This is a genomic window from Campylobacter sp. RM16192 (assembly GCF_004803855.2).
GTDB lineage: Bacteria > Campylobacterota > Campylobacteria > Campylobacterales > Campylobacteraceae > Campylobacter_A.
The window spans coordinates 522,654-549,006 of the sequence record NZ_CP012552.1 but is presented as its reverse complement, the minus strand read 5'-3'; the positions used below and the strand labels follow the sequence as shown (position 1 = coordinate 549,006).

The window sequence follows — 26,353 nt, the reverse complement described above, 5'->3', positions numbered from 1 at the left end:
CCCCATGAAGGCTAAAATTTTATCTTTAAAAGCAGGATACAAATTTAGCCTGTGTATGCGTTGATAGCGAATGAAAAACTAGAAATTTTAGAAGGAGTGATGATGTTTTTTGTTTGAATTTTAGATATTTGCAGTATTTGCTTCTTTTTTTAGCATATTCATATCAACAGCCTCTCCTATTACGCAATTTTTGCCATTTCTTTTCCCAATATAAAGTAGCTTGTCGGCCTTTTGAATAGCTAAAATTATATCAATTTTTTCATTAATTTCAGCATGAACAAATCCAAATGTTATAGAGGTCTCAACCTCTTTTGAATTAAATTGAAACTTGTGATTAAATATTTTTTCTTTAATACGATTTAAAGCTGAATCTGATTTTTTAAAATCAGTATTCAAAAGAGCAATCAAGAACTCTTCTCCTCCCCATCTACAAACGTAATCATCTTTTCTAATACTCGTTCTTATAATATCAGAAACTACTCTTAGAACCTCATCTCCAGCTGCATGACCGAAGCTGTCATTTATATGCTTAAAATTATCCAAATCTCCTACCACCAAACTGACAAAACTACTACTGTTAATTAGTTTTTGACATACTGTATTTTCAAATGCACGCCTGTTATAAAGCCCTGTTAAAGGATCTTTATTTGCAGCCATCTGCAACTGTTCTTGTTTTTCAAGAATATCTATATACACAATTGCATTAAGAATTCTTAATAATTTTGATAAAAATATTAAAGAAATTACAATTAAAGTAAAGTTGAATATATACATAGCTTCTGATTCAAAATCCTGAACAACGATCCTATCTTTAAAATATACATACAAAAATAAATATGCAACACTCTGGGTCAGAGTAACAATATAGCCAAATAATTTATTATTTAAATTTATAAAAAATGCTATAGACACAAGTGCAAGTGTGATATTTTGAAATCCATAACCCCAACCAAGACTTAAAGTGCACATAAAAGAGTGCAAAAATATTTCTATTTGAGTAATAGTTAAAGTTAATTTTACATTTTGATATTTTTTTATGATATATACAGAATATACATACAAACCTATACTGATAATATTCATACATGCAAGATATATTTTGTCTATTAATAAAAATATAAATAAATATAGGACATGAGCTACAATAAGTCCTATTAAAGCAATATAAAATTTTTGATTAATATTTGAATTTTTCAACAACCTATTTAAATTAATACCCATATTCTTAATCCTAATTATAGGACTTGACATATCAAAATATATTTAGAATTAATAAATACGAAGCAATATTTCAATAAAAAATTACTATATTAACATTGCTTTTTTATAATTCTATCTTTTGTGTATTATCTGTATATATTATTAATACACAAAAAACAATATAATAATACATCTTTAGGACTTACATATAGAGGCAATATTTATAAAACATAATACTATACTAAATATTTACAATCTATAATTATATTTTCTAGCCGCTACAAAACCTTTGTAACAGCATACATTACAAAAAATTAAAATATAGAAAATTTTAGAAATTATTTTAAATTTTATATTTTTTATAACATCTGAACTTTTAGAATTATATCATAAAATATTAGAATTATAGCAATATAATAATCTAGCTTTATATTTTATGTTACTAAATTACAAAAAATATTTTTTAAGGTTCATTATTAATTTATATCAACTTTAAACAACTTTTTGGCAAGATATTAAATTATTTAAAATAACGAAATTTAGAGGTAAATTTATGGTTGAGATTAAAAATTTAGTTATGAGATTTAATGCGCAGCTTTTATTTGAAGATGTAAATTTAAAGCTAAATCGCCAAAATAGATACGGACTCATCGGCGCAAACGGAGCCGGCAAATCAACGTTTTTAAAGATTTTATCAGGCGAGCTTGAAGCAAACTCAGGCGACATCATCATCGAAAACGGCCTTCGCGTAGGCACACTCGGACAAGATCAGTTTGCCTTTGAAAATTTTACTATCAAAGACGCTGTTTTATACGGTAATAAGCGCCTTTACGATGCGGTTAAAGAGAAAGAAAAGCTTTATATGAGCGAGGAATTTACCGATGAGATAAATGAGCGCTTAGGCGTTTTAGAGATGATAACAGCTGAAGAAGATCCAAGCTATGAATATGAAACAAGGATAGAAAAAATTTTAAGCTCGCTTGGCTTTAGCGATTTTGATAAACTCATGAGCGAGGTTGAAAACTCCGATAAATTTAAGGTGCTTTTGGCTCAAGTACTCTTTCCAAAGCCTGATATTTTGTTTTTAGATGAGCCAACGAACAACCTTGATATCGAAAGTATAAAATGGCTTGAAAACGAACTTAATCGCCACGAAGGCACGATGGTTGTAATCAGCCACGACCGCCATTTTATAAACGCGGTTTGCACGCATATCTTGGATGTTGATTTTAAGAGGATTCGCGAATTTACAGGCAACTATGACGACTGGTATATCGCATCAACCCTCGTTGCAAAGCAGCATGAGATGGAGCGCGATAAGAAGCTTAAAGAAAAAGAGGAGCTTGAGAAATTTATCGCCAGATTTAGCGCGAACGCAAGCAAGGCTCGCCAAGCTACAAGCCGTCAAAAGCAGCTAAGCAAACTTGATATCGAAGAGATAAAAGTCTCAAGCAGACGCGATCCTAGCATACTTTTTAGAACCAAGCGCGATATAGGAAATGAAATTTTAGAGGTGCGAAGCATAAGCAAGAAATTTGATAAAACGCTTTTTGAAAATTTTAGCTTCAAGCTTGAAAAGAACGATAAAGTGGCTATCATCGGCCCAAACGGTGTTGGCAAAAGCACGCTTTGTAAGATCATCATAGGCGAGATCAAGCCCGATAACGGCGATATCCACATAGGTGCAACCATCGAGCCAAGCTACTTCGCGCAAGATACGACAAATAAAATCTCAGGCGATCTAAAGCTATACGAGTGGCTGCAAGATGAGAAAAATAAAGACTTAGATGAGATCAGAAAGTGCCTTGGCAGGATGCTATTTAGCGGTGCAGAGCAGGAAAAATCGGTAAGTGCGCTAAGCGGAGGCGAAAAGCATAGATTAATACTTAGCAAGATCATGCTTGATCGCGGAAATTTGCTGATATTAGATGAGCCAAACAACCACCTTGACCTTGAGGCGATCATCGCTCTTGGCGAGGCGCTTTATAAATTTAGCGGAAATGTTATCTGCGTAAGCCACGATAGAGAGCTTATAGACGCCTTTGCAAACCGCATTATCCACCTAAAAGGAGATGGCGAGATCGTTGATTTTAAAGGCACGTTTGAAGAGTATATGGAGCAGCTAGAGGTCGGAGTTTAAGCGCATGATAAAAGTTTTGTTCGTATGTCACGGCAATATCTGCAGAAGCACTATGGCGGAGTCTTTATTTACGCACATGATAGCGCAGCGAGATTTATCCACCAAATTTGAGATAGCCTCAGCAGGTACAAGCAGCGAAGAGATAGGCAACCCTGTTCATCACAGCACACAAACACAGCTAAAGCAAAACGGCGTAGCGGTCGTTCCTCATAGAGCCGTGCAGATGAAAAAGAGCGATATAGACTACTACGACTACATAATCGCAATGGACACGGCAAATATAAGAAATATCGAGCGTATAGCGGGACATAAAAGCGAGAAAGTTGCAAAGCTACTCTCATTTGCAGGCTCTAGTGATGATGTCGCCGATCCTTGGTACACGGGTGATTTTGAAACCACATTTAAAGATATCAAGATAGGCTTAGAAGGGTTTTTGTCCGCTTTAAAATTTTAGGCTGAATTTGCCTAGCCTTTAGCTAATGAAATTTTGAAAACCATGCACCGCCTAAAAACTGGCAGTGCATGAAATTTATCTATTTTGCTTTTTCAGCTTTGGCCTGCTCTTCAAGATACGGTATCAAGTAGCCGTAACCCTCTTTTTCCATATCCTCTTTTGGGATAAATTTAAGAGCAGCGCCGTTTATGCAGTATCTTAGCCCGCCCTTATCTCTTGGGCCGTCGTCAAAAACATGCCCAAGGTGCGAATCAGAAAGACTGGTGCGCACTTCAACCCTTCGCATGCCGTAGCTATTATCAGCCACTTCGCCAAGCAAAGAGCCGTCTATCGGCTTGGTAAAGCTTGGCCAGCCCGAGCCTGAATTGAATTTATCATAAGATGAAAATAGCGGCTGTCCGTTAGTTATATCTACAAATATCCCTTCCCTTTTTTCATCATTTAGTTCGCTCGTAAAAGGCCTTTCTGTAGCCGAGTTTTTAACTACATCATAAGACAGATCGCTAAGCTCGCTTTTAAGCTGTGCATCGTTTTTATTTTTATAGTTTTTTAGCTTATCCATATCCATTTTCGTTTCTCTTTTTTTACTGCTTAAAATAGCGTCTTTAGGCGGCAATGTCTCAAATGTCACATGGCAATATCCGTTTGGATTTTTAGTTAAGTAGTCTTGATGATACTCCTCTGCTTTGCTGATGTTTTGTAGCGGCATAACCTCGACAACTATAGGCTTGCTATACTCTTTTTGCTTTTCTTTTATAAAAGCTAAAATTTCAGCCTCGTCCTTTGGATCGGTAAAGTAAATTCCCGTTCTGTACTGAGTTCCGCGATCATTTCCCTGCTTATTTAAGCTAGTCGGATCAATCGTATAGAAAAAATACTTAAGCAAATGCGGCAAATCGATAACATACTCATCATACTCGACATATACGGCTTCGGCTGCATTTGTGTTGCCGTAGCTTACTTGCTGATAGCTTGGATTTGGCACTTTTGAATTCGCGTAAGCGACATAAGTATCTTTCACTCCTGGGAGCTGCTTAAGATAAGCCTCCGTCCCCCAGAAGCACCCTCCCGCTAAAACTATAGTTTTATTTCCCATTTCGGCTCCTTTTGCCCATGTTGATACGGCTGCGACAATCAAAGCCGCAACGATTTTTTTAATCATTTTCTCTCCTCATTTCTAATTTTATTTTGAAATGATATATTAGATTTGTAAAGCTAGTGTTAAATTTATACGACAAATTTATTTGCAAAGAGCGGCAAGGCTAGAAATTTAAACTCCTCAATCTCAAAAACATTTGCAAATTCATAAAATTTACTCATCTCTTCTTCGTTAAATTTAGCCGTCCATATCGCACCGCTACTGTTAAATTCACGCTCGAATTCGTTTAAATTTTGAGAGCTAAAAAAATGCTCAAAACGCGACATCAAAGCAAAAGGAGTATAAAATTTACACTCGTCTTTAAACTCAAATTTTTTAAGCTCCGCTTCATTTATCGCTAAATTTACGGCCGAGCTATAAGCTCTTACAAGCCCGCCTGTGCCAAGCTTGATCCCGCCGAAATAGCGCACTATAAACACGCCTACATTTATCAAATTCGCTCCTCGCAATGCGTTTAAGCTCGGAGCTCCGCTTGTGCCTTTTGGCTCGCCGTCATCGCTTTGATTTTCTACGATTTGACCGTATTTATTTAGCTCGCGGTAAGCCCAGACTATATGCACCGCCTTTGGATGCTCGGTTTTAAGTCGCTCATGGACTGATTTAAACTCGCTAAGCGGTACAAGATAGCTTAAAAATGTAGATTTTTTGATCTCGCTTTTAGCGGTGTAAATTTCAGATGTTGTCTGCATAGCGGATGAATTTCCTAAAAATTTTTAGTTGATTTTAGCAAATTTGTAAAATTTAAAGAAGTTAAAAAGAGTAAAGAGAGCGGAAAATCCGCTCAAATTTGGCAAAATTATTTGCGAGTAGTCGCATCAGGAGTAAATAAAGGCTTATTCATAAGCTTAAAGTCGGCTATGAATTTTTGCCCTTTCTCGCCTGTTATCCACTCGATAAATTTATTTGCATTTTCTACGTCGGTTTTTGCGCAGTGTTTAGGATTTACGGCGATTACGGAGTAGAAATTTTTAAGATCGTCATCGCCTTCATTTACGATTACAAGCGACGGATCGTTTTTCATGTTCGCTTCGTATTTGATATATGTGCCGCGATCGGTAAACGTAACACCTTTTTGCTCGGCAGCCGCATTTATCGTAGCTAGCATGCCTTGACCTGTTTGAGCGTACCAAGCGTCTTTCTCAGGAACTTCGCCTACAACTTTTTTCCATATACTTTTTTCTTTGTTATGAGTGCCTGATGTATCGCCGCGTGAGAAAAATTTAATGCCCTCAGCCTTAATCATCTCAAAAGAACCTTTTATGTCTTTGCCCTGAAATTTAGGCGCGATTGATTTATCGGCGATTAAAACGAAGTCGTTATACATAACAGCCTTGCGCTCAACGCCAAAGCCTTTTTCAACGAATTCTTTTTCAACCTTTGGCGAATGCACGAAAAGTATGTCGGCATCGCAGTTCTCGCCAAGCTTTAGTGCCGCTCCCGTACCTACGGCAGTCCATTTTAGATCCACTCCCGTTTCAGCCTTATAAGCAGGATAGATAGCGTCTAGCAAGCCAGTATTATCGGTACTTGTCGTAGTAGCCATCACAAGATCGCTATCAGCGGCAAAAACAGCAGATGCAACAACAAGTGAGCTTAAGATTAACTTTTTCATTTTTCTCCCTTTAAAATTTTAATAAAGATGTGCTATCATAGCAGATTTTAAATAAATTTAAATCAAATTTGGGAAATTAATTTTGGATTACATCTTAGAAGGGATAATATCCGCCTTCGGCTTGCTTTTAAATGGCGATGCAGAGACTTATTCGGCGATTAAGGCGACACTTTATACATCAAGCATATCGATCATGCTTGCTATCATCTGCGGATTTCCTATCGGCTTTGTTTTAGGATTTTACAATTTCTTCGGAAAGAAATTTCTAAGACTTCTAAGCGATACGGCTCTAGCAGTGCCGACGGTCGCTATCGGACTTATACTTTATGCTTTTATCTCAAGACACGGCCCATTTGGAGAATTTGGGCTTTTATTTACGCTAAAAGCCGTCATGCTAGGGCAGTTTGTGCTAGCCATGCCTATTGTTGTTTCGCTTACCGCAAGCGTTATAGAAAATATGGAGCGCAAGCACTATCTTACGCTAATGAGCTATCGTTTGAGCAAATTTAAGCTCATTCTAGCCGTTCTTTACGAGCTTAGATACTCGCTTCTTGTAGTATTTGCAACCGCTTACGGCAGGATAGTGGCCGAAGTGGGCGTTGCGATGATGATAGGCGGAAACATCAAGTGGTTTACCCGAACTATAACCACTGCGATATCGCTTGAAACAAATAAGGGCGAATTTTCTATGGGTATCGCTCTTGCTTTGGTGCTGATTTTTATCGCATTTGCCGTAAATTTAACCACTCACCAGCTAAAAAGACTTGACAAATGATAAAACTTAAAGACGTGCTCGTAAAATACGAAAACAACATCGTGCTTGATATAAAAAATTTAGAGCTTCAAACAAGAGGTATAACCGCACTTATGGGCAACAACGGAAGCGGTAAAAGCACGCTTATAAGAGTTGTGTCCTTTCTTCAAAAGCCAAATTCGGGTTATGTCGAAATTTGGAAAGAAAGCAAGCCTAGTCTAAAAACCCTGCGTCAAATTTCAGTGCTTTTTCCCGAGCCCATGCTTCTTAAAAGAGGTGTGAGGCAAAATTTCGAGTTTGCGTTAAAAAGTAGAAATTTAGAGCGCGAATTTAACCAAAGAGTTGGCGAAGCGCTCGAGCTTGTAGGGCTTGACGATAGCTTTTTAGATAAGAAAAATTATGAGTTAAGCTCGGGTCAAACTCAGCGCATAGCGTTTGCTCTCGTGCTTGCTTTGCGCTCAAGGCTAAATTTGCTTGACGAGCCGACAAATAGCGTAGATCTAGCCACTTCAAAGCTGTTTGGCAAAGCCGTCAAATATCAACACGAACAGTATAAAAGTGGCTTTATAATCGCAAGCCATGATGAGAAATGGCTAAGCGCAATCGCGCAAGATAGCGTGTTTTTGCATAGAGGCAAGGTGAGTGAATTTGAGATAAAAAATATATTTGAAAATCAAAACGGCTTTTTAAATTTTGGCTCCGAAGTGAAATTTACCCTGCCGCAGGCTATAAAAAACGCGAGCAAAATCGCAATCAATCCAAATAAAATAATCCTAAGCAAAGAGCCGTTTGATGGCGGATTTATCGGGCTTTTACATTCAGTTTCCATCATTTATGGCACATATCTTTTAGCCAAGGTTAAGATCGGAGACTTCTTAATAAAAGCGGTCGTTAGCAGCGATAAATTTATAGATAACAAGCTAGTGACCGGTGAAAATGTCTATTTTGGCTTTAGCGACGAGGCATTTTTAAGTATAGAGTAAATTTATAAGTTCTAAAAGCCGATAAATTTTATTTTTATCATTTTACTGATATGATAATGATTTTTAAATCAAAAAAGGTTAAAAATCAAAAATGAATCCGAAAATTTCCCTTAGTTTTGCTATGAAAATAATAGCTATGATAGTTTTAGGTGCTATATCAAGCGGCTCAAGTATGCTCATACTATTTTTTATAAACAAATACCTACTAGCTTTGACGGAAAAAAATGCTCTTGTTTTAGTTGCTTTTTTTGGACTACTTATAGCATTTCTGGCTTCATCTATCCTATCCAGAATAGCGCTTTCCACCATAGGTAACAACTTTGTTTTTGATATGCGAATGAAGATAGTAAAACGCATCCTAGATACTCCAAACCAAAAGATAGCCGCCATAGGCAAGTCAAATCTGCTAGCCTCTCTTTCAAGCGATATCACAAGCCTTACAAACGGCTTTACAAGGATTCCTGATATCATTCAAGGCTGTCTTGTGATATTTTTTGCAAGTTTTTATATAGCCTATCTGTCGTATGAAATTTTTATATTTTTGCTTATCTGGATGAGCGTTACTATATTTATCAGCAACACATCCATGAAAAATATCTACAAATACTACGGACTTCATAGGCAAAACGAAGATACGTTATATAAGGATTATCAAACCAGTATCGAAGGTCATAGAGAACTAAGTTTAAATTTGGAGCGCTCAAAAAGGCTTTATAACGATAGATTTATACCTAATGCAAAAAATCTTCGCTCAAATATCATAAAAACCGAAATTTTCTCATCATTTGCCAGCAATTGGATTAGCTCTATGATGCTTGGCGCTATCGGTGTAATTATATATGTATGCCTTGCTTATGGAGTTACAACCCTGCAAGACGCGATCACCATAGCCATAACAATACTATTTCTAAGAGCTCCGATTATGATGGTTGTTTCAAGCATTCCGAGCATATTTAAGTCAAAAATAGCCTACGAGAAGCTAAAAAAACTTGATCTGAGCCAATATGAAGCCGAATTTAACATGAGTGAGAATTTCCCGCAAACATGGGACAAACTAAGTCTAAAAAACATAAATTTCAAGTATAGTAGTGACGATGAATTTGGACTTAGCGATATTAATTTTGAGATAAATAGAGGCGAGGTTGTCTTTCTTGTTGGCAAAAACGGAAGCGGTAAATCAACTCTATTTATGATATTGGCAGGTCTGCTTGAGCCAAATAGCGGCGAAATGTATGTGGATGATACACAAATCACAAAAGAAAATTTAAAAGCCTATTCAAATACTATCAGCGCAATTTTTAGCGATTTTTATCTATTTGATGAGGTTTTAAGTGATGATGACAAGTTTATAGACGAGCTGCTTAAAAAGATGATACTGGATAAAAAAGTAAGTGTGAAAGATGATAAATTTAGCACTCTAAACCTCTCTCAAGGTCAAAGAAAAAGGCTTGCCATGGTAGCCGCACTAATAGAAAAACGTAAATTTATAATGCTTGATGAGTGGGCAGCAGATCAGGATCCACAGTTTAGAAAGATGTTTTATAATCAAATTTTAAAAGATCTTAAGCAAGATGGATATACAGTATTTGCAATCAGTCACGACGATGCTTATTTTGACTGTGCAGATAAAATTTACAGTATTGAAAATGGACATTTAAGCAGAATGAAATAGTTTTTGATTTTAATTATTAATTAATAACTAATTTGTTACTATATTGAAGATTTACTAAAATTTAAGGAGAATACATGAAAGAAAGGGCGATTGAGCATATGAACTCGGATCATCATGATACCGTAGTTGCGTTTTGCAAAAGATTTGGTTCTTTTAAAGATGTAAGCAACGTAAAACTAACTGACATGAACGAAGACGGACTTATTATCACATGTGATCAAGGTGAGGTCTTCGCACCATTTTTACAAAAAGCAAGCGACGGCAACTATAAAGATGCCATAATGACGCTTTATAGAAGTATTGATGTCGGAAACGGTCTTGAAAAGATTGAAGCAGGAATGGTTGATTTTGTAGATAGCCTAAAAACTGTTGTTATTTCAAGCGTACATCAAGATATGCAATGCGTTGGCTCTTATGCGCCATTTGTAAAAATTGATGATGCTATATACATCTGCTTAAGTTCAGTAGCTGAGCATTATCACTCAATAAAAGCAAATCCAAATAAAATTTCACTTCTATTTATAGAGGATGAAAGTACAGCAAAAACTATATTTGCGAGACATCGTCTAAGCATAAAAGGCGAGGCTAAATTTATAGAGGATGAGGCGCTTAGAAATGAAATTTTTGATAAATTAGCAGAGAAAAACCCTAAAGAATCAGCTATAAAACAACTTAGAAACATGTCTGACTTTTACATCATAAAAGTTGAGCTAAAAGACGGCAGATACGTAAAAGGATTTGGTGCAGCATACAACTCAAAGGGTCTTAAACTAAGCCAAGCAGCAGGAGAAAGTAACCCTCACAGAAAAAATCCGCACGGCCACAATCCTCACGGACATAACCCTCACAATCCACACCAAAAATAACACTAAAATATTTTCTAATCAAATAATAAAGTCGCCAAAGTTGGCGACTTACTCAATATCAAGTATTACACAAATTAAATTTATCAAATCACATATTTAAAAAATAGTCTCTTTTTATTTATACAATATTGATTTTAATTATCGATTAAGTAATAAAGTTATATCATTTTGCTCAACAAGTTAATAAAAAATAAAAATTGTATTAAAAAATAAAATTATATTAAAAACAAAGGAGTTAGAAATGGACAAAAGTTCAAAGGCGGGTAAGATAGCCATAATTGTATCTTTTGCTGTAGCAATGAATTTGCATGCTGCAGAAAACAAAAACACAAAGCTTGAAAAAACAATCATAACCTCAACAGGCTTTGAAACACAGTTAAAAGACGAGGTAAAAAACGCATATATTATAACCTCTGAAGAGATCAAGGATCGTGGTTATAAAAGTGTAACCGAAGTACTCGAAAGAGCCCCTGGAGTATATATATCAAATGCTGATATATTTGGTAGTGAAAAAATTGATATGAGAGGTCAAGGAGCATATGCGCACACTAACGTTAAAACCCTAATTAATGGAGTAAATCTAAACGTCATCAAAACAGCTCACTCAGGTATAAATACACCATTAAATTTAATAGCTGTTGAAGATATAGAAAAAATTGAGATAATACCTGGTGGTGGAGCCGTACTATACGGAGGAGGAACTGCAGGTGGTGTTGTAAACATAATCACAAAGAAAAAGCCTAGAGATTTTTATTTAAATGCATCATCAAAAATTGCATCATATAACTATAAAGATGCGGTTATAGGCATAGGAGGGCTGGTAAATGATGATCTGTTCTTAAAATTTAGTGCAAAAGCTTTTGACTCAAAAGGATACAGAAAAAAAGAAGAGACAAACGGATATTATATAAACGGCGGAATCAATTATCAAATAAGCGATAATCAAAGCATAGCAATAACCCCTAGCTTTTATTCTCAAAAATATAAAAATCAAAGTGGTGCCCTTACAAAGAAGCAAGTTAATGAGGATCGTCGCCAATCAAGCAAATTATCAGATCCAAAAGTTTATAAAAAATTTGACATTACGCTTGATTATTCTTTAAAACTTAGCGATAGCTATGAAATCAACTTTATGCCATACTACTTATATACAAAATTTAAAAAAGAAAGTAAAAAAGAAGAAGTGTTTTCAGATAAAAAAGTAGGTGCAAATTTAAAAAATAGATTTACTTACGATAAAGGAGAGTTGATATTTGGATACAACTACGAAGATGTCTATGATAAAATACAAAACAAAGATGAATTAGGAAAAGAAATTCACTCGGTATATTTCTTTGAAAAACATAATTTTACAGATGTATTCTCTTTTAACTTTGGCGGAAGATACGAAAGAGCACTGTATGACATAAAAAGACCTTTTAGTCCAAGATTCAAAAGACCTGCCTCTAATAGTAAAAAAAATACTAACTCTTACGCATTTGAAATAACCCCTAACTTTAAATACTCAGATACAGGAAACGTCTATCTAAAATTTGAAAAAGGTTTTGTATCGCCTTCTCCTCAAGAGCTTGTAGATAATATTAAAATTGGTCCTGACAATTACGAATTTCAATTAAATAATCTAAAATCTGAGACTTTTTATACTTACGAAGTTGGCTTTAAAGATATATTTTTTGATCAATTCTTTAGCGCTGCCATATTTTATACTGATACTAAAAATATGATATATAGAAGATGGACAGATTATAATATGGCACATGGCAATTTCGAGGGAAAATGGATAAATATTGATAAAGCAAAAAGATATGGATTTGAAATTTATGCAGAACAATATCTTTTAGACAATAAGTTAAAGCTTACCGAGTCATACAGTCGCGTAAGCACAAAGGCAACATTACAAGATGGAGATAATAATACATATGAAGAAAAAACTACAAGAGGAGAGCTCACAGGAGTAGCAAAAGAAAAATTTGTATTAGGAGCTGATTACGCACCTATTAAGAATCTTAATTTATACGCTGATTTAAAATACTATTCAAAAATTTTAAATCAAAAGAGAGAAAAAATGAGTTCCAAAACATTAGTTGATATATCCGCTAAATATCATTTCACAAAAAATATTTCAGTAGTTGCCGGTATAAAAAATCTATTTGACAAAAAATACTATTCATACTACGAGACTACAGGAAAGGGTTCATACTACCCTGCTCCAGAAAGAAACTACTATTTAGAGTTTAAATATAACTACTAAATTGAAAATGCTTTCAATAAGGCATATCAAAATAAAGATATGCCTTAAAATACTGATTTTAATTATCGATTAATATTTTTGATGCTACAATTCTCACTTGAACCTAAGAAACATATAGTCAAAGAGGAAGCTCATGTATGAATATTTACAAACGGGCGGCATATTTATGTGGCCTATATTTTTCCTATGTATTTTAGCTGTTGCAGTACTACTTGAAAAGGCATTTTATTTTACTTTTATAGAGATAGATTCTACAAGTAATTTTAAAATGAAACTTAGTAACTTAATACTAGAAGGCGACACAAAAAAAATCAGGGATTTTTGTAAAAATTATAAAAACTCCCTTGCAAAAACAACTATAATGGTTCTTGATAATATAGAAAATTTAAACTCCACAAGCAAAACTCAAATAGAATATATCATAGAAGAAGCTGTAACAGTAGAGCTTTCAAATTTAGAAAAAAGAAGCTGGATACTAGGTCTTTGCGCTAGTGCAAGCCCGCAACTTGGACTTTTAGGAACTGTCGTAGGTATGATTAAGGCATTTGAAGGACTTAGCTCAAGCATAAATGCCCCACTCGTAGCCATAGGCATATCTGAAGCTCTTTATACGACAGCTGCCGGACTTATAGTCGGTATTCCATGTCTAGTTTTTCACCTTATGATAAACAAAAAGATAGATTTTATACTAAATGACTTAAACAGATTAATAAGCCTATTTGGCAGATGTTGCGAAAGGAAGTGCTGTGAAGTTTGTCCGTCGTAGTAGGCACAAAAGCGCCAGCATTTCGATGCTAAATTTGATCGACGTTATATTTGTACTGCTTTTGTTTTTTATGGTGACAACAACCTTTAACAAATTTGCACATATAGATATAGCGCTTCCTGAAACTAAATCGAATTTAGAAGACAATGAAAACGATGTAGTCCAATTATTTTATCTAATAGACGGCGGCTTAATACTAAAGATAAACGAGACTGAAAAAATATTAAATAGCGAAATTTTAAAAGATGAAATTTCAAATTTAAGCCCTGCTCATAAAAAAAATATCACTCTAAATGCAGATGAGGCCATAAACTACGGAAAAGTAGTTGATGTGATATCGGTTTTAAAAGATGCAAATGTACAAAATGTTGAATTAAACATCAAGAAAAAATAACATAACCAAAAAAAGGAGAAAATAAAAAATGTTTAGAAAGATAGCGTGTATTAGCATTGCTGCAGCAGTAGGTCTATTTGCAGCAGAGGCTCCAACAAAGCTTGACAAGACAGTCATCACAGCCACAGGATTTGAAAGTCCTCTAAAAGATGAGGTTAAAAATGTCTATATCATCACATCAGAAGAGATAGAAAGTCGCGGATATAAAGATGTAGAAGAGATATTAGAAAAAGCTCCTGGAGTAAATTTTATAAACTCTGGTCTTGGCAAAACAATTGATTTAAGAGGTCAAGGGAAAAAAGCTAATACATCTGTTAAAGTTTTATTAAATGGCATGGCTTTAAACATGCTTGACAGCTCACACCTATTTGTTCCTGTAAACTTTTTAGCTATTGAAGATATCGAACAAATCGAAATCATACCTGGTGGCGGAGCTGTTTTATACGGTAACGGAACAAGCGGTGGCGTAGTAAACATTATAACAAAACAAAAACCTAGAGATTTTTATGCAAACGTCTCAACCAAACTAGCTTCTTACTCTTATAAAGACCTAAATTTAGGCCTAGGTGGAATGGCAAACGAAAATTTATTCTTAAAAGGAAATTTCAAAGCATTTGATGAAAAAGGCTACAGAGATGGCGATAAACAAAGAGGATTTTACACAAGTCTTGGTATAAATTACCAAATTTCAGACAATCAAACACTGGCGATTAATCCAAGCTATTATAAAAATAAAATTGATACTACGGGCCCTATCACTAAAACTCAACTAGAAAAGAACAGAAAACAAGCTGGTGCACCTGAAGAACAAACAACTCATAAAAAAATTGATATTAGTGCTGAATATGCAATAGCGCTTAGTGATAAATTTAAGTTAAATTTTATGCCTTATTATCAAGAAATAAGCATGCGTGCAGCTAATAGCGATTTTACAGACAAAAAACTGGGTGCAAACTTAAAGAGTAGATATGATTACGGAAACGGTGAATTTATAGCAGGCTATGACTACCTTCAAAATAAAGGCATAAGAGAGAGAAATATAAAAATGGGTCCAGTGCTTAACACATACACGCTTATAGATCTTAAAAAACAGACTCATTCGTTTTATGTGTTTGAGAAACATGACTTTACAGATGCTTTTTCACTAACAGGCGGATATAGATTTGAAAAGGCAATGTATGATATTAACAGATATTCAAAGACTACAAATCCTCCTATGCCTCCTGAAATAGTGACAATAGTTGAAAACAAAAATATGAACAACCACGCATTTGAGATAAGCCCTAGCTTTAAATACTCAGATACAGGAAATGTTTACTTTAAATTTGAGCGTGGATATATATCTCCAACACCTACTCAACTAACCGATAAAGTAAAGGTAGCCGGGGTGCCAGAATACAAAATAAATAATCTAAAGCCTGAAATTTTTTACACTTATGAGTTTGGGTTAAGAGATCTTATCTTGGGTCAATACTTTAGTGCTACAGCATTTATCACAACTACAAAAGATGAAATTATACAAGAGAACCTTGGCAAGCACGCTGAAGCTTGGAAATTTTATAATATAGACGAGACAAGACGCTCGGGATTTGAACTTTACTCAGAGCAAAACCTATTTGACAGTCTAAAACTAAGCCAAACATTTTCATACATAGATGCCAAAATCAAAAAAGGTAAAAAAGCCGGCAAAAGAGTTCCTTACGTATCAAAAAGCAAATTTGTATTTGGTATAAACTATGAACCAATTAAAAATTTCAACATATTAACAGATCTTAAATACTACTCAAGCCAATTTGATAGTTATTACAAGACAATAGATGCTAAAACTGTAGTTGATTTTGGATTGAAATATAAACTCAAAAATGGCTTTTCAGTGGCGGGCGGAGTCAAAAATCTATTTAATGAAAAATATAATGATTCTGAAGACAAAACAAACAACAAATACGTTCCAGCAGCAGAGAGAAATTATTACGTAGAGTTTAAGTATGCTTACTAAAAACAAGATGAGTATCCTTTTTGGGATACTCACTATTATTCTTTGCATCATCTCGCTAAGCATAGGCGGAGCCGATATAAGCTACGATGATATTACAAATTTAATCCTTGGAAAAGAGATAGACGAGATCAAACAGGCTATCTTGCTAGAGCTTAGGCTTCCTAGACTTGTTATGGCGATTTTAATAGGCATGTTACTAGCAAGCTCTGGTGTCGTGGTTCAAAGCGTGTTTTTAAACCCGCTTGCAGATCCATATATCATAGGAATAGCTGCAAGTGCGACATTTGGAGCCGTTATAGCATATCTTTTAAAACTGCCGGACATATACTATGGAGTATTTGCATTTTTTAGCTCTGCTGTGCTGTCTCTAGTAATATTTAAGCTATCAAAAAGAGGAAAATCGATAGCCACACTACTTATAATAGGCATAGCATTTTCATCATTTTTAGGCGCTTTTACATCATTTGCCACATATCTAATAGGCGAAGATAGCTTTAGAATCGTAGCTTGGATGATGGGACATCTTAGCGGTGCTACTTGGCAAAGAATTGCATATATAGTAGCTCCTCTTGCTCTTTCAATGACATATTTTTACATGAAAAGATTTGAGTTAAACGTTATTTTAAGTGGAGATGAAGAGGCTCAAAGCCTTGGCGTGGACGTAGAAAAGACTAAGAAATACCTGCTTATCGTCTCATCCTTAGCCGTTGGTTTTTCAGTCGCATTTACAGGGATGATAGGTTTTGTGGGGCTAATCATACCGCACACTCTAAGGATGATATTAAGAACTTCAAGCAACGTAGTATTAATTCCTGTTTCGGCCTTTGCTGGCGGATTTTTCCTACTAGCTTGCGATACTATAGGTAAAAGCGTGCTAAATCCGGTAGAAATCCCAATCGGAGTTGTAACTGCGTTTTTTGGAGCACCGTTCTTTTTGTTTTTAGCTATTAAATCAAGGCAAGGTATAGTTTAATGAGTGTAGTTGTTGAAAATTTAAATTTTACCTATGGAACAAAAGAGATATTAAAAGACATAAGCCTAAATGCAAAAAATGGCGAATTTATAGGCATTTTAGGACCAAACGGATGTGGTAAATCAACTCTTTTAAAAAATATCCTAAGAGTGCTCGCTCCAAAAAGCGGAATAGTAAAAATAATTGACAAACCGCTTAAAGACTACTCTTTAAAAGAGCTTGCCAAAACGCTTGGCTTTGTACCTCAAAAATCGGTTCTATCCATGCCTCTTTTAGTTGAAGATATCTTACTTATGGGAAGATTTTCTCACCTTAAAAGCCAATTTTCAGGATACAGCAAGGAAGATAGACAAAAGGTCAATCAGATTATGGAGCTACTTGACATCTCTCATTTTGCAAAGCGTATCGCACACTCTCTTAGCGGGGGAGAATTTCAGCGTGTTTTACTTGCGCGTGCACTTGTAAGCGAGCCAAAAATTTTACTTTTAGATGAGCCTACATCGGCGCTTGATTTAAACTACGCCATAGAGATTATGAAAATCTGCACTAAGCTTACTAAAGAGCTAAATTTACTCTCCATAATGGTTTTGCACGATCTAAATTTGGCATCTTTGTTTTGCAATGAAGTTTTGATGCTAAAAGATGGGAAAGTAAAATATAAAGGTAGTCCAAAAGAGCTTTATACAAAGGAAATTTTAAAAGAAATTTATGGACTAAACTGCGATGTTATCGAATATAAGGACAATCCGTTTGTGATTGCATTAAAGGATTAATATGAAAAAACTGTTTTTAATTTTAGCGATATTGGCAAGTTTTTTAAATGCCAAAAAGTTGGTCGTCCTTGACCCTGCAGTAGTTGAGATCATTTATATGCTTGAGGCAGAAGATCAAATAGCGGCTATTTCAACTCTTTCTATGTCAAAAATTTGGCCTGAAGAAAAGACTTCAAAGCTAAAAAGCGTAGGCACATACACAAAGCCGAATTTAGAAAAGATAGTCGAAATAAAACCAGATCTTGTAATAGTTAGCTTTCACTCGGTAGATATACAAGATAGCCTTAAAAAATTTAATCTCCCTACACTTACTCTAAAAGCCGATAGTGTCGATGGAATCTATAGTAATATTGAAGAGATAGGCAAAATAACTGGCAAAGAGGAAAAAGCTAAAGAGGTAATAAACAATATAAAAGCTAAATTTAAAAGCTTTGAAGATCCAAGATTAAAAGGCAAAAAAGTCGTATCATTTTTCTCTTCAACTCCTATTACTACTTTTAGCTCATCAACACTACCAGGAGATATGCTAAAAAAACTAGGATTGGTAAATATAGCGGACGGATTAGAGGGTGCAACGCCTGTGGTTTCGCCTGAGTTTATACTATCTTCAAATCCTGATTTTATAGTAATCATAGGCGGAATGGGAAATGGAAGCGATATCTTAAAGACGAGTCCTGCGCTTTCAAAGACAAACGCAGCCAAAAATAATAAGATCATAACAGTTCCATCATCACTTCTACTTCGCGGGACTCCTCGCATAGGAGATGGAGTGGAGCATCTTTATAATTTATTGACAAAGTAAAACAAAGGGGCTAAAATTTATGCGCTACTTTATTATTTCTTTGATTATAAATATAGCAATACTATTTATACCGCTTCAATCAGATGAAATTCTCTCAAAAAAGATAGAGGAGCAGGTTCAAACAAAGGTTGTATTAAATTTTGTCAAAGAGGTAAAAGAGGAGCCAAAAGAGCCTACTCCGCCTATTGTGCCTGAACCTATTATTGAAGAGCCTATAAAGGAACCTGAAATAAAAGAGGTAAAAATAGAACCCGAAATCGTAAAGGTAGAAAAGCCAAAGGAGATTAAAAAACCTAAGCCAAAAAAAGTCGCAAAAAATCCTAAGAAAATTCCTGTGCAAGAACCTGTAGTAGAAGTGCCAAAGGTAGAGCCTATAGAGGTTGCTACCGTAAAAGAAGTTACAGCTCCTACGGTAAAAAAAAAGGAAGTCATTAACAAAGAGGGATTTTGCAAGGAAAATGTAGGATTTAAGATTTTAAAAGAGCCTAGGGCAGATTATCCTAAAAAAGCTTTGATGCTTAGACTTAAAGAGACATTTTACGTGGAAGTTGATTTTAAGATAATAAACGATGAAATAAAAGTTGTCGGCGTTAGAGGAAAAAATAAAATTTTTAACGATGAGGCGGAAAGACTTACAAAAGATATGCAGATAAAGGTTCTAAAAGAACTTAGCCACTGCGTGATAACAAAACCTTATGAGTTTAAGATAAAGGATTAAGTATGTTTAAAGAACGTATAAAGGGACATCATACTGGAGGAGGCGGAAGCAAGCCTGTTCCGGCAACAGAGGAAGAGCTTTTTGAATTTTTACAAGGCACTCCTGAGCGCAAAGACGGTGTGATATATTTTCATATACCGTTTTGCGATAATATCTGTTCGTTTTGCTCGATGAATAGAAGCAAACTTGAAGGAGAGCTTGATACTTATACAGAATTTTTACTAAGCGAAATTGAAAAATTCGGCAAATTTCCATATATGAAAGCCAAAAATATAGAATCTGTATATTTTGGCGGCGGAACTCCTACAGTGCTAAAGGAGAAGCATTTAGATCCGATAATAAACGCCATACATAAGAATTTTAAAATTTCTCCTACTTGCGAATTTAGCCTTGAAAGCACGTTGCACAACCTAAGTCCAAAGAAGCTCAAACTACTTGATAGTCTTGGAGTAAATCGCTTTAGTATAGGAGTGCAAACCTTTTCAGATGACGGTAGAAAACTTCTAAATAGAGTATTTGACAAAGAAGAGGCACTTAAGAGACTAAAACAAATAAGAGATAATTTTGATAAATTCGTCTGCATAGATATTATATACAACTACCCTGGTGAAACCGTAGAAGAAGTGCTTGAAGATGCAAGAATAGTAAAAGAGCTTAAAATAGATAGCGTGAGCTTTTATTCGTTAATGTTTAGTCCTGGCTCGGTTTTATCCAAAGAAATTTCACCGGACTACTACAGTCTTGAAACAGACAAAGAACTTCATCATGGTTTTGCAAATTCTCTTCTTGATAGCGGAGATTACGAGGTTTTAGAGCATACTAAAATAACAAGAAAGAATAGAGATGAGTATAAATATATTCGTCTTGGTCACAAAGGAGAGGATACTCTTCCTATAGGATTTGGAGCAGGCGGCAGGCTTGGTAACTACTCAATGTTTGCAATGAATAAAGATCGCAAAATGATCACAAAAACAAATGAAACACAAAGAAATTTCGGCAAATTTATGAGCCTATTTCAATATCCTAACGTAAAATTTAGCGATATGAGTCAATATATCAAACCTAGCACAATTGAAGAGATCAAAGATTTTCTAAAACTTTGTGAAAAACACAACTATATGAAAGTTAACGATCATGGTGCAACCTTAAATATAGATGGAGTATTTTGGGGAAATACTATGGCGGCTGAAATATCAAAGATAGCAAGAAAGGATTTTGAATGAAAAAAATTGTAGTTTATAGCTCACTAACTGGAAATACGCGCAAGGTCGGCGAAGCCATAGCAGAAGAGATCGGCTGTAAAGCGGTTAATTTTGAAGATGAATGCGTTAATGATTTAAGCGAATTTGATTTCGTGGCGGTTGGCTTTTATGTTGATAAAGGCGGCCCTGACGCACATTTTAAACGCTATATGAAAGAAAAAATTAAAAACAAAAACGTAGGTCTTTTTATAACTCTTGGAGCAGAACCTGAAAGCGAACACGGAACAAAAATGCTTGAAGTCGGTAGAGAAATTTTAGAGCAAAACGGCAATAAAATTTTGCGCGAATTTATCTGCCAAGGCGCGATTGATCCAAAACTTATCGAGCAGATGCGCGAAATGGCCGCAAAAGCTGGAGATAAAGCGCTTCATCCTATTACTCCTGAACGTGAGGCAAGATGGGCAGCTGCGGCAAGCCATCCTGATGCAAGCGATATAGCAAACGCAAAAACTGCATTTAGAGGGATTTAATCCCTCTGCTCTACTCTACGCGCTCTTCACGTCTATAAAATTTTAGCAAACTACACTCAAATTTAACCATCTTAATTTCGCATTTAGTAAGGCTTAGTTAAAATAATCTAAAAAAGGAAAATTTATGATACAAACTTGCCTTTTCCCGGCTGCCGGATATGGAACCAGATTTTTACCCGCGACAAAATCCTTGCCAAAAGAGATGCTCCCGATACTTACAAAACCGCTTATTCACTATGGAGTCGATGAGGCGCTAGAAGCTGGGATGAAAAATATGGCTTTTATCACAGGTCGTGGCAAGCGGGCGCTGGAGGATTATTTTGATATCAGCTACGAGCTTGAGCACCAAATTTCAGGCACAAACAAAGAGTATTTGCTAACCGAAATTCGCGATTTGATGGCAAAATGTACATTTTCATTTACTCGCCAAGAGAGCATGCGAGGGCTTGGAAATGCGATACATACAGGCAAAACCCTTGTAAGAGACGAGCCTTTTGGAGTTGTTTTAGCCGACGACCTATGCATAAATCAAAATGGAGTTGGTATTCTAACTCAAATGGTTAGAATTTATGAGAAATATCGTTGCTCCATAGTAGCCGTCATGGAGGTACCAAAAGAGCAAGTTAGCAGCTATGGTATAGTAAGCGGAAGATTTATAGAAGATGATTTGATAATGGTAGATGACATGGTCGAAAAACCAGATGCCAAAGAGGCTCCTACAAATTTAGCCATCATCGGTAGATATATACTGACGCCTGATATATTTTCAATTTTGGAGCAAACAAAGCCCGGCAAAAACGGAGAAGTTCAAATAACTGATGCGCTAAAAGAGCAGGCTAAAAATGGTATGGTGTTGGCATATAAATTTAAAGGTAGACGCTTTGACTGTGGAAGTGTTGCAGGATTTGTAGAGGCTACAAATTTCTTTTACGAGCTTCATAAAGATGGTAAAAAATAATCTATTCTTTGAAAAAACACCAATATCGGCTATAAAATCGTATGCAAAACGTATGAACGAAGAGCTTGAAAGTGGCGACATAGGATATTATCATCTCCCGGAACTAGGAGGTGATATATTGGCCTCAATAAGTAAGTTTGAAGATAATTTTAAAGATATAAAAAATATAGTTTTAGTTGGAATCGGAGGAAGCTCTCTTGGAGTTAAGGCCTTAAAATGCCTACTTGAATCAAGAAAAAAACCTGATAGTAAAGATCTATATTTTCTAGACAATGTTGATCCGTTTAGCTTTGAAAAAATGTTTGATAAGCTAAAATTTAACGATACTCTATTTATTATAAGCTCAAAATCAGGTACAACGATAGAGACTATTACTCTTTTTAAATGTATTCTTGACCGTTTTAAGCCTAGAAATTTAAATAAAAATTTTCTTATTATCACAGACCCAGGTTCTCCGCTTGAAACTTATGCAAAAGAAAACAATATAGTCTTTTTTAATATTCCTAAAAATGTAGGCGGTAGATTTAGCGTATTAAGTGCGATTGGACTTGTACCTTTGACGCTTTGTGGATATGATACCAAAGCTCTTCTTGATGGGGCAATTGAATGCAAAAAGCAGTTTTTGCAAGAGAACGATAATACTTTAATGTATAAAGCATATCACTATGCAACACATAAAAATGCAAAAATAAATGTAATTTTTAGCTACTCTGATAGATTTTTAGAATTTAATGACTGGTATGTTCAGCTATGGGCTGAGAGCCTTGGAAAAAAAGAAGGTTTTAAAAGATATGGACTGACACCTGTTGGGTTAATTGGTTCAAGAGATCAGCATAGCTTTTTGCAACTTATAATGGATGGCACAAAAGACAAAACCGTTACTTTTATAAAAATTTTAGATCATGACTCTACAACTACTACACCAAATCTAAATTTAAGCCATCTTGAAGAATGTAATTTCGTAAATCATCTGAAACTATCAGATCTAATAAACGCTCAATGCGATGCTACTACTCACGCTCTAATGCAAGAAGGAATAAGTGTGGATCTAATAAGCATAGACAGACTTGATGAATGGCATGCAGGATACCTGATATATTATTACGAACTCTTAACATCTGCCACAGGAATAATGCTAGGCATAAATACATACGACCAGCCAGGAGTAGAGGTGGGGAAAAGAATTTTAAAAACTATGCTTCAAAAGTAGTTTTTAAAATTTAATGCTAAATCTCATTAATAAATACTATATTAAATGTCCATTGATTAACAAATAAACTGTATAATTTAATAATTAGATATTAAACAATAATTTTTATTATTTAGAAATAATTTCTATTTAAGATTTCTTTGCTATAATTTCACTATAAAAATTAAATAAAGGAGACAATATGTCAAAAGTAATTCAACAACTAAACCAAATTCAGGCTGACGCTCATGCGTTATTTATCAAATTTCATGATTATCATTGGAATGTTAAAGGTATTCAATTTTTTAGCATTCATGAATACACAGAAAAAGCCTATAACGAATTGGCAGAACTTTTTGATGAAGTAGCAGAAAGAGCTATCCAACTAGGTGGAAAAGCCATAACAAAACCAGAAGAGCTAAACAAACTATCTCATATCAAACCTGCGGGTAAAGACAGCTATACTCCGATAGAAGTTCTAAAGGGAATTTTAGCAGAGTATCAGCACCTTCTAGCAGAATTTAAAAAGCTTGCAGAAGTTGCAGATGGTGATAGCACTACTGTAGCTATAGCTGAAGACAACATAGCAAAATATGAAAAAGCTATATGGATGCTTAACGCAACACTTGCATAATTTCTTACTCAGATAGGGCGGAAGCTTTCGCTCTATCATTTTCTTCTTACTATTTTAAATTAAATTTTATATTTTATTTGTGTATATTAGGAGTTTATTCTGAGCGAAAAAATCGCCCAGAATATTATAATAATTAGAATGAGTATTTAGCCTCAAATCTAAACTGATTAGACTTTTCTTTATCGCCATCATGGTCTTTATTGGTTAATTTTGAATACCAAGTTGCAAAGTTTAATTTTTTACTATATTTGTAAGAAGCTCTTGCTACATACTCTGTAGATTTATCTTTAACATCTTTGCCAGCTTCTTTTGTCTTAACATCTCCTTTTACATAGTCAAGACCTAGACCAAACTTATCAAAGCCGTAACCAAGTTTTGCATAGAAGAAATTACCTTTTCCTTCAAGAGTAGTATAATCAAAAGTTTGCTCACCCGCATAATTAAAGCCAGCTTGATCATCTATAGTAACAAAACCTACTCCATGATCTTTAACTTTCCAGTTTACATAACCAAGAGCTAGATCAGCACCAAAAAGACCAGTTGTAGCTTCAACTGTATATAAGTTTGTATCTCTCAACACATCCGAACCTAGCTCTTTTTTAACAAACTCTTTTCCTTTATTTTTTACATTAGAGTGTCCATATTGAGCTTGCAAACCAAAATTTATGTCATCGTTAACTTCAAAACCAACAGCTATATCTGCAGCTATAAGATCTGCTATATTTGTAAGACTAGCATACCATAATTTAAAGTCTACAGGATCATAAGAACCCATAGCACCTACTCCATATAGGTTATTTTTTACTATGCCTTGCTTGACATTAGCCATCTTTTCATCTTTGTTTTTGCCTTCAAGGTCTAATTTGTCAGCAATTAATTCGCCAAGACCATTACTTAAACCCCATCCATTTCCTCCTACTTCAAGTGCATCAAATGCAACAGCTGCAAGAGTTAATCCTTGAATATCTTTATTTAAAACTTTTAGACCAGTACCTATCAAATCATCTGTAAAAAATGAACCAATGGTTTGTTTACCAGCTGTTATAGTAGTACCTCCGACTTTATATCCTAGATATAACTCGCTAACCTCGAAAGTTTTATCTGTTACAGATTTATCACCTTCCCCTTTGTCATCAAATCCTTTAGAATTTCCTGAACCATCATTGGCATTATATCTCATGCCTAAAACACCAAAGAAATTATCATCTAAAGCAGCTTTAAATGTTGTTTTTATGGTAAATCTATGTCTAGCAGAGTTTTCTTTTGTAGAATCTGCAAATTTTTTATTCAAGTGGTCATATCTATATCTTGCAAATCCTGAAAGATCTACATTTTTAATAGCTTCTTCAAGTGGTGTTGCACTTGCAACTGTTGAAAAAGCACCTAAAGCAACTAGAGTTGCTAGACTAATTTTAGCTAATTTCATAAGAACTCCTTAAATAAAATTAAAATACCTCGTAATAATATCACAAAAAAACATTAATTAAACTTAAAAATATATGAAATTTAGGGTATAGATTACAAAAAGTTACTGATTGTTTACTAAAATTGAGTAAGAAATCTTATTTTAATATATAAAAATTAAACAACTGGATTATTTTTTGGCTACTTTTAAGTAGCCAAATTTTATTTAAGATAGCTTCCTTGCGAAGGCGCTGTTGAAATATCTGAATTTTGCTCAAAATTTGAACTATTTTTCATCGAATCTTTACCTTTTAGAAAAGTGATAATGGCGCCGAGATCATTATATGAAGTAGTCGATACGACAGGCTTCATCATATGTTTTAGCTTGCCACCGAAGTCTGGATCATTAAGATAACTTGAAAACGCCGCTTCTATATCCTCAGCACTAATCTGAGTGAGCTTTCTTGAAGTCCCGTAAGCTCTTTTTTCTCCATTTTCACCATGACAGCTTGCACAGTTTTTAGCGTATAGCTCTCTTCCTCTTTCTACGCTGTAAGATCTTTTGCTATTTACTCCTATGTTTAAAAACCCGCCGTTGTCTTCGTTTTCAGGGGCTTTTTCATAAACATTTATAGTTACATTGTCTTCTTTTGAATATTTTTCAACTAAAGCTTTTAATTCTTTAGCAAATTCTCCCTTTGCTTCAAACACATAGCTTGGCTCATTAGCATTTAAGCTAGCTAGCAACAATAAAGATGTCATAAATGATAATTTGTAAAAACGCATTCATAGCCCTTTGTTTAGATTTGATTATGAAAATTCATTTTTAGATTATAGCATATTTTAAATTTTATAAATTAGTACATAAAACAATTAAAAAAGCTAAATTTACTTGAGTGAAGAAAAGGGAGCTTTTGCCTCGC

The 26,353-nt window shown here is 34.8% G+C and carries 25 protein-coding genes; 19 read left to right on the top strand and 6 right to left on the bottom strand.

What is annotated here, in order from left to right:
• Positions 1–120: 120 nt before the first annotated feature.
• A complete protein-coding gene (locus tag CDOMC_RS02835) occupies positions 121–1,221 on the bottom strand; it encodes a GGDEF domain-containing protein (protein WP_172127756.1) in 1,101 nt (366 codons plus the stop codon).
• A gap of 532 nt (positions 1,222–1,753) precedes the next feature.
• Between CDOMC_RS02835 and CDOMC_RS02830 the strand changes: the two genes are divergently transcribed.
• Positions 1,754–3,340, top strand: coding sequence for an ABC-F family ATP-binding cassette domain-containing protein (locus CDOMC_RS02830; protein WP_172127754.1), 1,587 nt, complete (start codon positions 1,754–1,756; stop codon positions 3,338–3,340).
• Between the two features lie 4 nt (positions 3,341–3,344).
• Positions 3,345–3,794 carry a low molecular weight protein-tyrosine-phosphatase gene (locus tag CDOMC_RS02825; RefSeq protein ID WP_172127752.1) on the top strand — a complete coding sequence of 150 codons (450 nt, stop codon included), beginning with the start codon at positions 3,345–3,347 and terminating at the stop codon, positions 3,792–3,794.
• A gap of 79 nt (positions 3,795–3,873) precedes the next feature.
• Here the strand turns inward: CDOMC_RS02825 and msrB are convergent, their stop codons facing one another.
• The 3 genes from msrB to tupA form a co-directional block, all read right to left on the bottom strand.
• On the bottom strand, positions 3,874–4,956 hold the full coding sequence (msrB, locus tag CDOMC_RS02820; RefSeq protein WP_172127750.1) for a peptide-methionine (R)-S-oxide reductase MsrB: 1,083 nt from the start codon (positions 4,954–4,956) through the stop codon (positions 3,874–3,876).
• A 65-nt stretch (positions 4,957–5,021) separates the two neighbouring features.
• Positions 5,022–5,642 (bottom strand): IMPACT family protein, encoded by a 621-nt coding sequence (locus tag CDOMC_RS02815; RefSeq protein WP_172127748.1) that lies wholly within the window; start codon positions 5,640–5,642, stop codon positions 5,022–5,024.
• Between the two features lie 107 nt (positions 5,643–5,749).
• Complete coding sequence (gene tupA / locus CDOMC_RS02810) at positions 5,750–6,565, bottom strand: tungstate ABC transporter substrate-binding protein TupA (RefSeq protein WP_172127746.1); 816 nt, start codon at positions 6,563–6,565, stop codon at positions 5,750–5,752.
• An 82-nt stretch (positions 6,566–6,647) separates the two neighbouring features.
• Between tupA and tupB the strand changes: the two genes are divergently transcribed.
• From tupB to CDOMC_RS02725, 17 genes are all read left to right on the top strand, one after another.
• Positions 6,648–7,340, top strand: coding sequence for a tungstate ABC transporter permease TupB (gene tupB / locus CDOMC_RS02805; protein ID WP_170020235.1), 693 nt, complete (start codon positions 6,648–6,650; stop codon positions 7,338–7,340).
• Positions 7,337–8,302: a tungstate ABC transporter ATP-binding protein TupC gene (gene tupC, locus CDOMC_RS02800; protein ID WP_172127744.1), complete on the top strand. Its 966-nt coding sequence runs from the start codon at positions 7,337–7,339 to the stop codon at positions 8,300–8,302. Before tupB ends, tupC begins: the two co-directional genes overlap by 4 nt.
• Before the next feature lie 121 nt (positions 8,303–8,423).
• Positions 8,424–9,974 carry a cyclic peptide export ABC transporter gene (locus CDOMC_RS02795; protein ID WP_236861337.1) on the top strand — a complete coding sequence of 517 codons (1,551 nt, stop codon included), beginning with the start codon at positions 8,424–8,426 and terminating at the stop codon, positions 9,972–9,974.
• Between the two features lie 74 nt (positions 9,975–10,048).
• Positions 10,049–10,840, top strand: a complete 792-nt coding sequence (locus tag CDOMC_RS02790) for a HugZ family heme oxygenase (protein WP_172127740.1) — start codon at positions 10,049–10,051, stop codon at positions 10,838–10,840.
• A gap of 241 nt (positions 10,841–11,081) precedes the next feature.
• Positions 11,082–13,091 carry a TonB-dependent receptor gene (locus CDOMC_RS02785; protein ID WP_172127738.1) on the top strand — a complete coding sequence of 670 codons (2,010 nt, stop codon included), beginning with the start codon at positions 11,082–11,084 and terminating at the stop codon, positions 13,089–13,091.
• A gap of 133 nt (positions 13,092–13,224) precedes the next feature.
• Complete coding sequence (locus CDOMC_RS02780) at positions 13,225–13,857, top strand: MotA/TolQ/ExbB proton channel family protein (protein ID WP_172127736.1); 633 nt, start codon at positions 13,225–13,227, stop codon at positions 13,855–13,857.
• A complete protein-coding gene (locus CDOMC_RS02775; RefSeq protein WP_169973189.1) occupies positions 13,838–14,251 on the top strand; it encodes an ExbD/TolR family protein in 414 nt (137 codons plus the stop codon). Before CDOMC_RS02780 ends, CDOMC_RS02775 begins: the two co-directional genes overlap by 20 nt.
• 28 nt (positions 14,252–14,279) lie before the next feature.
• Positions 14,280–16,247, top strand: a complete 1,968-nt coding sequence (locus tag CDOMC_RS02770) for a TonB-dependent receptor (RefSeq protein ID WP_172127734.1) — start codon at positions 14,280–14,282, stop codon at positions 16,245–16,247.
• Complete coding sequence (locus CDOMC_RS02765) at positions 16,237–17,220, top strand: FecCD family ABC transporter permease (RefSeq protein WP_172127732.1); 984 nt, start codon at positions 16,237–16,239, stop codon at positions 17,218–17,220. The genes CDOMC_RS02770 and CDOMC_RS02765 overlap by 11 nt, the downstream gene beginning before the upstream one ends.
• Positions 17,220–17,993, top strand: a complete 774-nt coding sequence (locus CDOMC_RS02760; RefSeq protein ID WP_170020219.1) for an ABC transporter ATP-binding protein — start codon at positions 17,220–17,222, stop codon at positions 17,991–17,993. The genes CDOMC_RS02765 and CDOMC_RS02760 overlap by 1 nt, the downstream gene beginning before the upstream one ends.
• 1 nt (position 17,994) lies before the next feature.
• Positions 17,995–18,795 carry an ABC transporter substrate-binding protein gene (locus tag CDOMC_RS02755; RefSeq protein ID WP_172127730.1) on the top strand — a complete coding sequence of 267 codons (801 nt, stop codon included), beginning with the start codon at positions 17,995–17,997 and terminating at the stop codon, positions 18,793–18,795.
• A gap of 19 nt (positions 18,796–18,814) precedes the next feature.
• Positions 18,815–19,513, top strand: a complete 699-nt coding sequence (locus tag CDOMC_RS02750) for an energy transducer TonB (RefSeq protein ID WP_172127728.1) — start codon at positions 18,815–18,817, stop codon at positions 19,511–19,513.
• 2 nt (positions 19,514–19,515) lie between these two features.
• The gene (locus tag CDOMC_RS02745; RefSeq protein WP_172127726.1) at positions 19,516–20,736 is read left to right on the top strand and encodes a radical SAM protein; all 1,221 of its coding nucleotides are present in this window, start codon (positions 19,516–19,518) and stop codon (positions 20,734–20,736) included.
• The gene (locus CDOMC_RS02740) at positions 20,733–21,245 is read left to right on the top strand and encodes a flavodoxin family protein (protein ID WP_172127724.1); all 513 of its coding nucleotides are present in this window, start codon (positions 20,733–20,735) and stop codon (positions 21,243–21,245) included. Before CDOMC_RS02745 ends, CDOMC_RS02740 begins: the two co-directional genes overlap by 4 nt.
• Positions 21,246–21,369: 124 nt before the next feature.
• A complete protein-coding gene (gene galU / locus CDOMC_RS02735) occupies positions 21,370–22,203 on the top strand; it encodes a UTP--glucose-1-phosphate uridylyltransferase GalU (RefSeq protein ID WP_172127722.1) in 834 nt (277 codons plus the stop codon).
• On the top strand, positions 22,190–23,413 hold the full coding sequence (locus CDOMC_RS02730; protein ID WP_172127720.1) for a glucose-6-phosphate isomerase: 1,224 nt from the start codon (positions 22,190–22,192) through the stop codon (positions 23,411–23,413). The genes galU and CDOMC_RS02730 overlap by 14 nt, the downstream gene beginning before the upstream one ends.
• Positions 23,414–23,594: 181 nt before the next feature.
• Complete coding sequence (locus CDOMC_RS02725) at positions 23,595–24,026, top strand: Dps family protein (RefSeq protein WP_172127718.1); 432 nt, start codon at positions 23,595–23,597, stop codon at positions 24,024–24,026.
• Between the two features lie 133 nt (positions 24,027–24,159).
• Here CDOMC_RS02725 and CDOMC_RS02720 read toward each other — a convergent pair whose 3' ends face one another.
• Positions 24,160–25,452, bottom strand: a complete 1,293-nt coding sequence (locus CDOMC_RS02720) for a major outer membrane protein (RefSeq protein ID WP_172127716.1) — start codon at positions 25,450–25,452, stop codon at positions 24,160–24,162.
• 200 nt (positions 25,453–25,652) lie between these two features.
• On the bottom strand, positions 25,653–26,216 hold the full coding sequence (locus CDOMC_RS02715; protein ID WP_172127714.1) for a c-type cytochrome: 564 nt from the start codon (positions 26,214–26,216) through the stop codon (positions 25,653–25,655).
• Between the last annotated feature and the right edge of the window lie 137 nt (positions 26,217–26,353).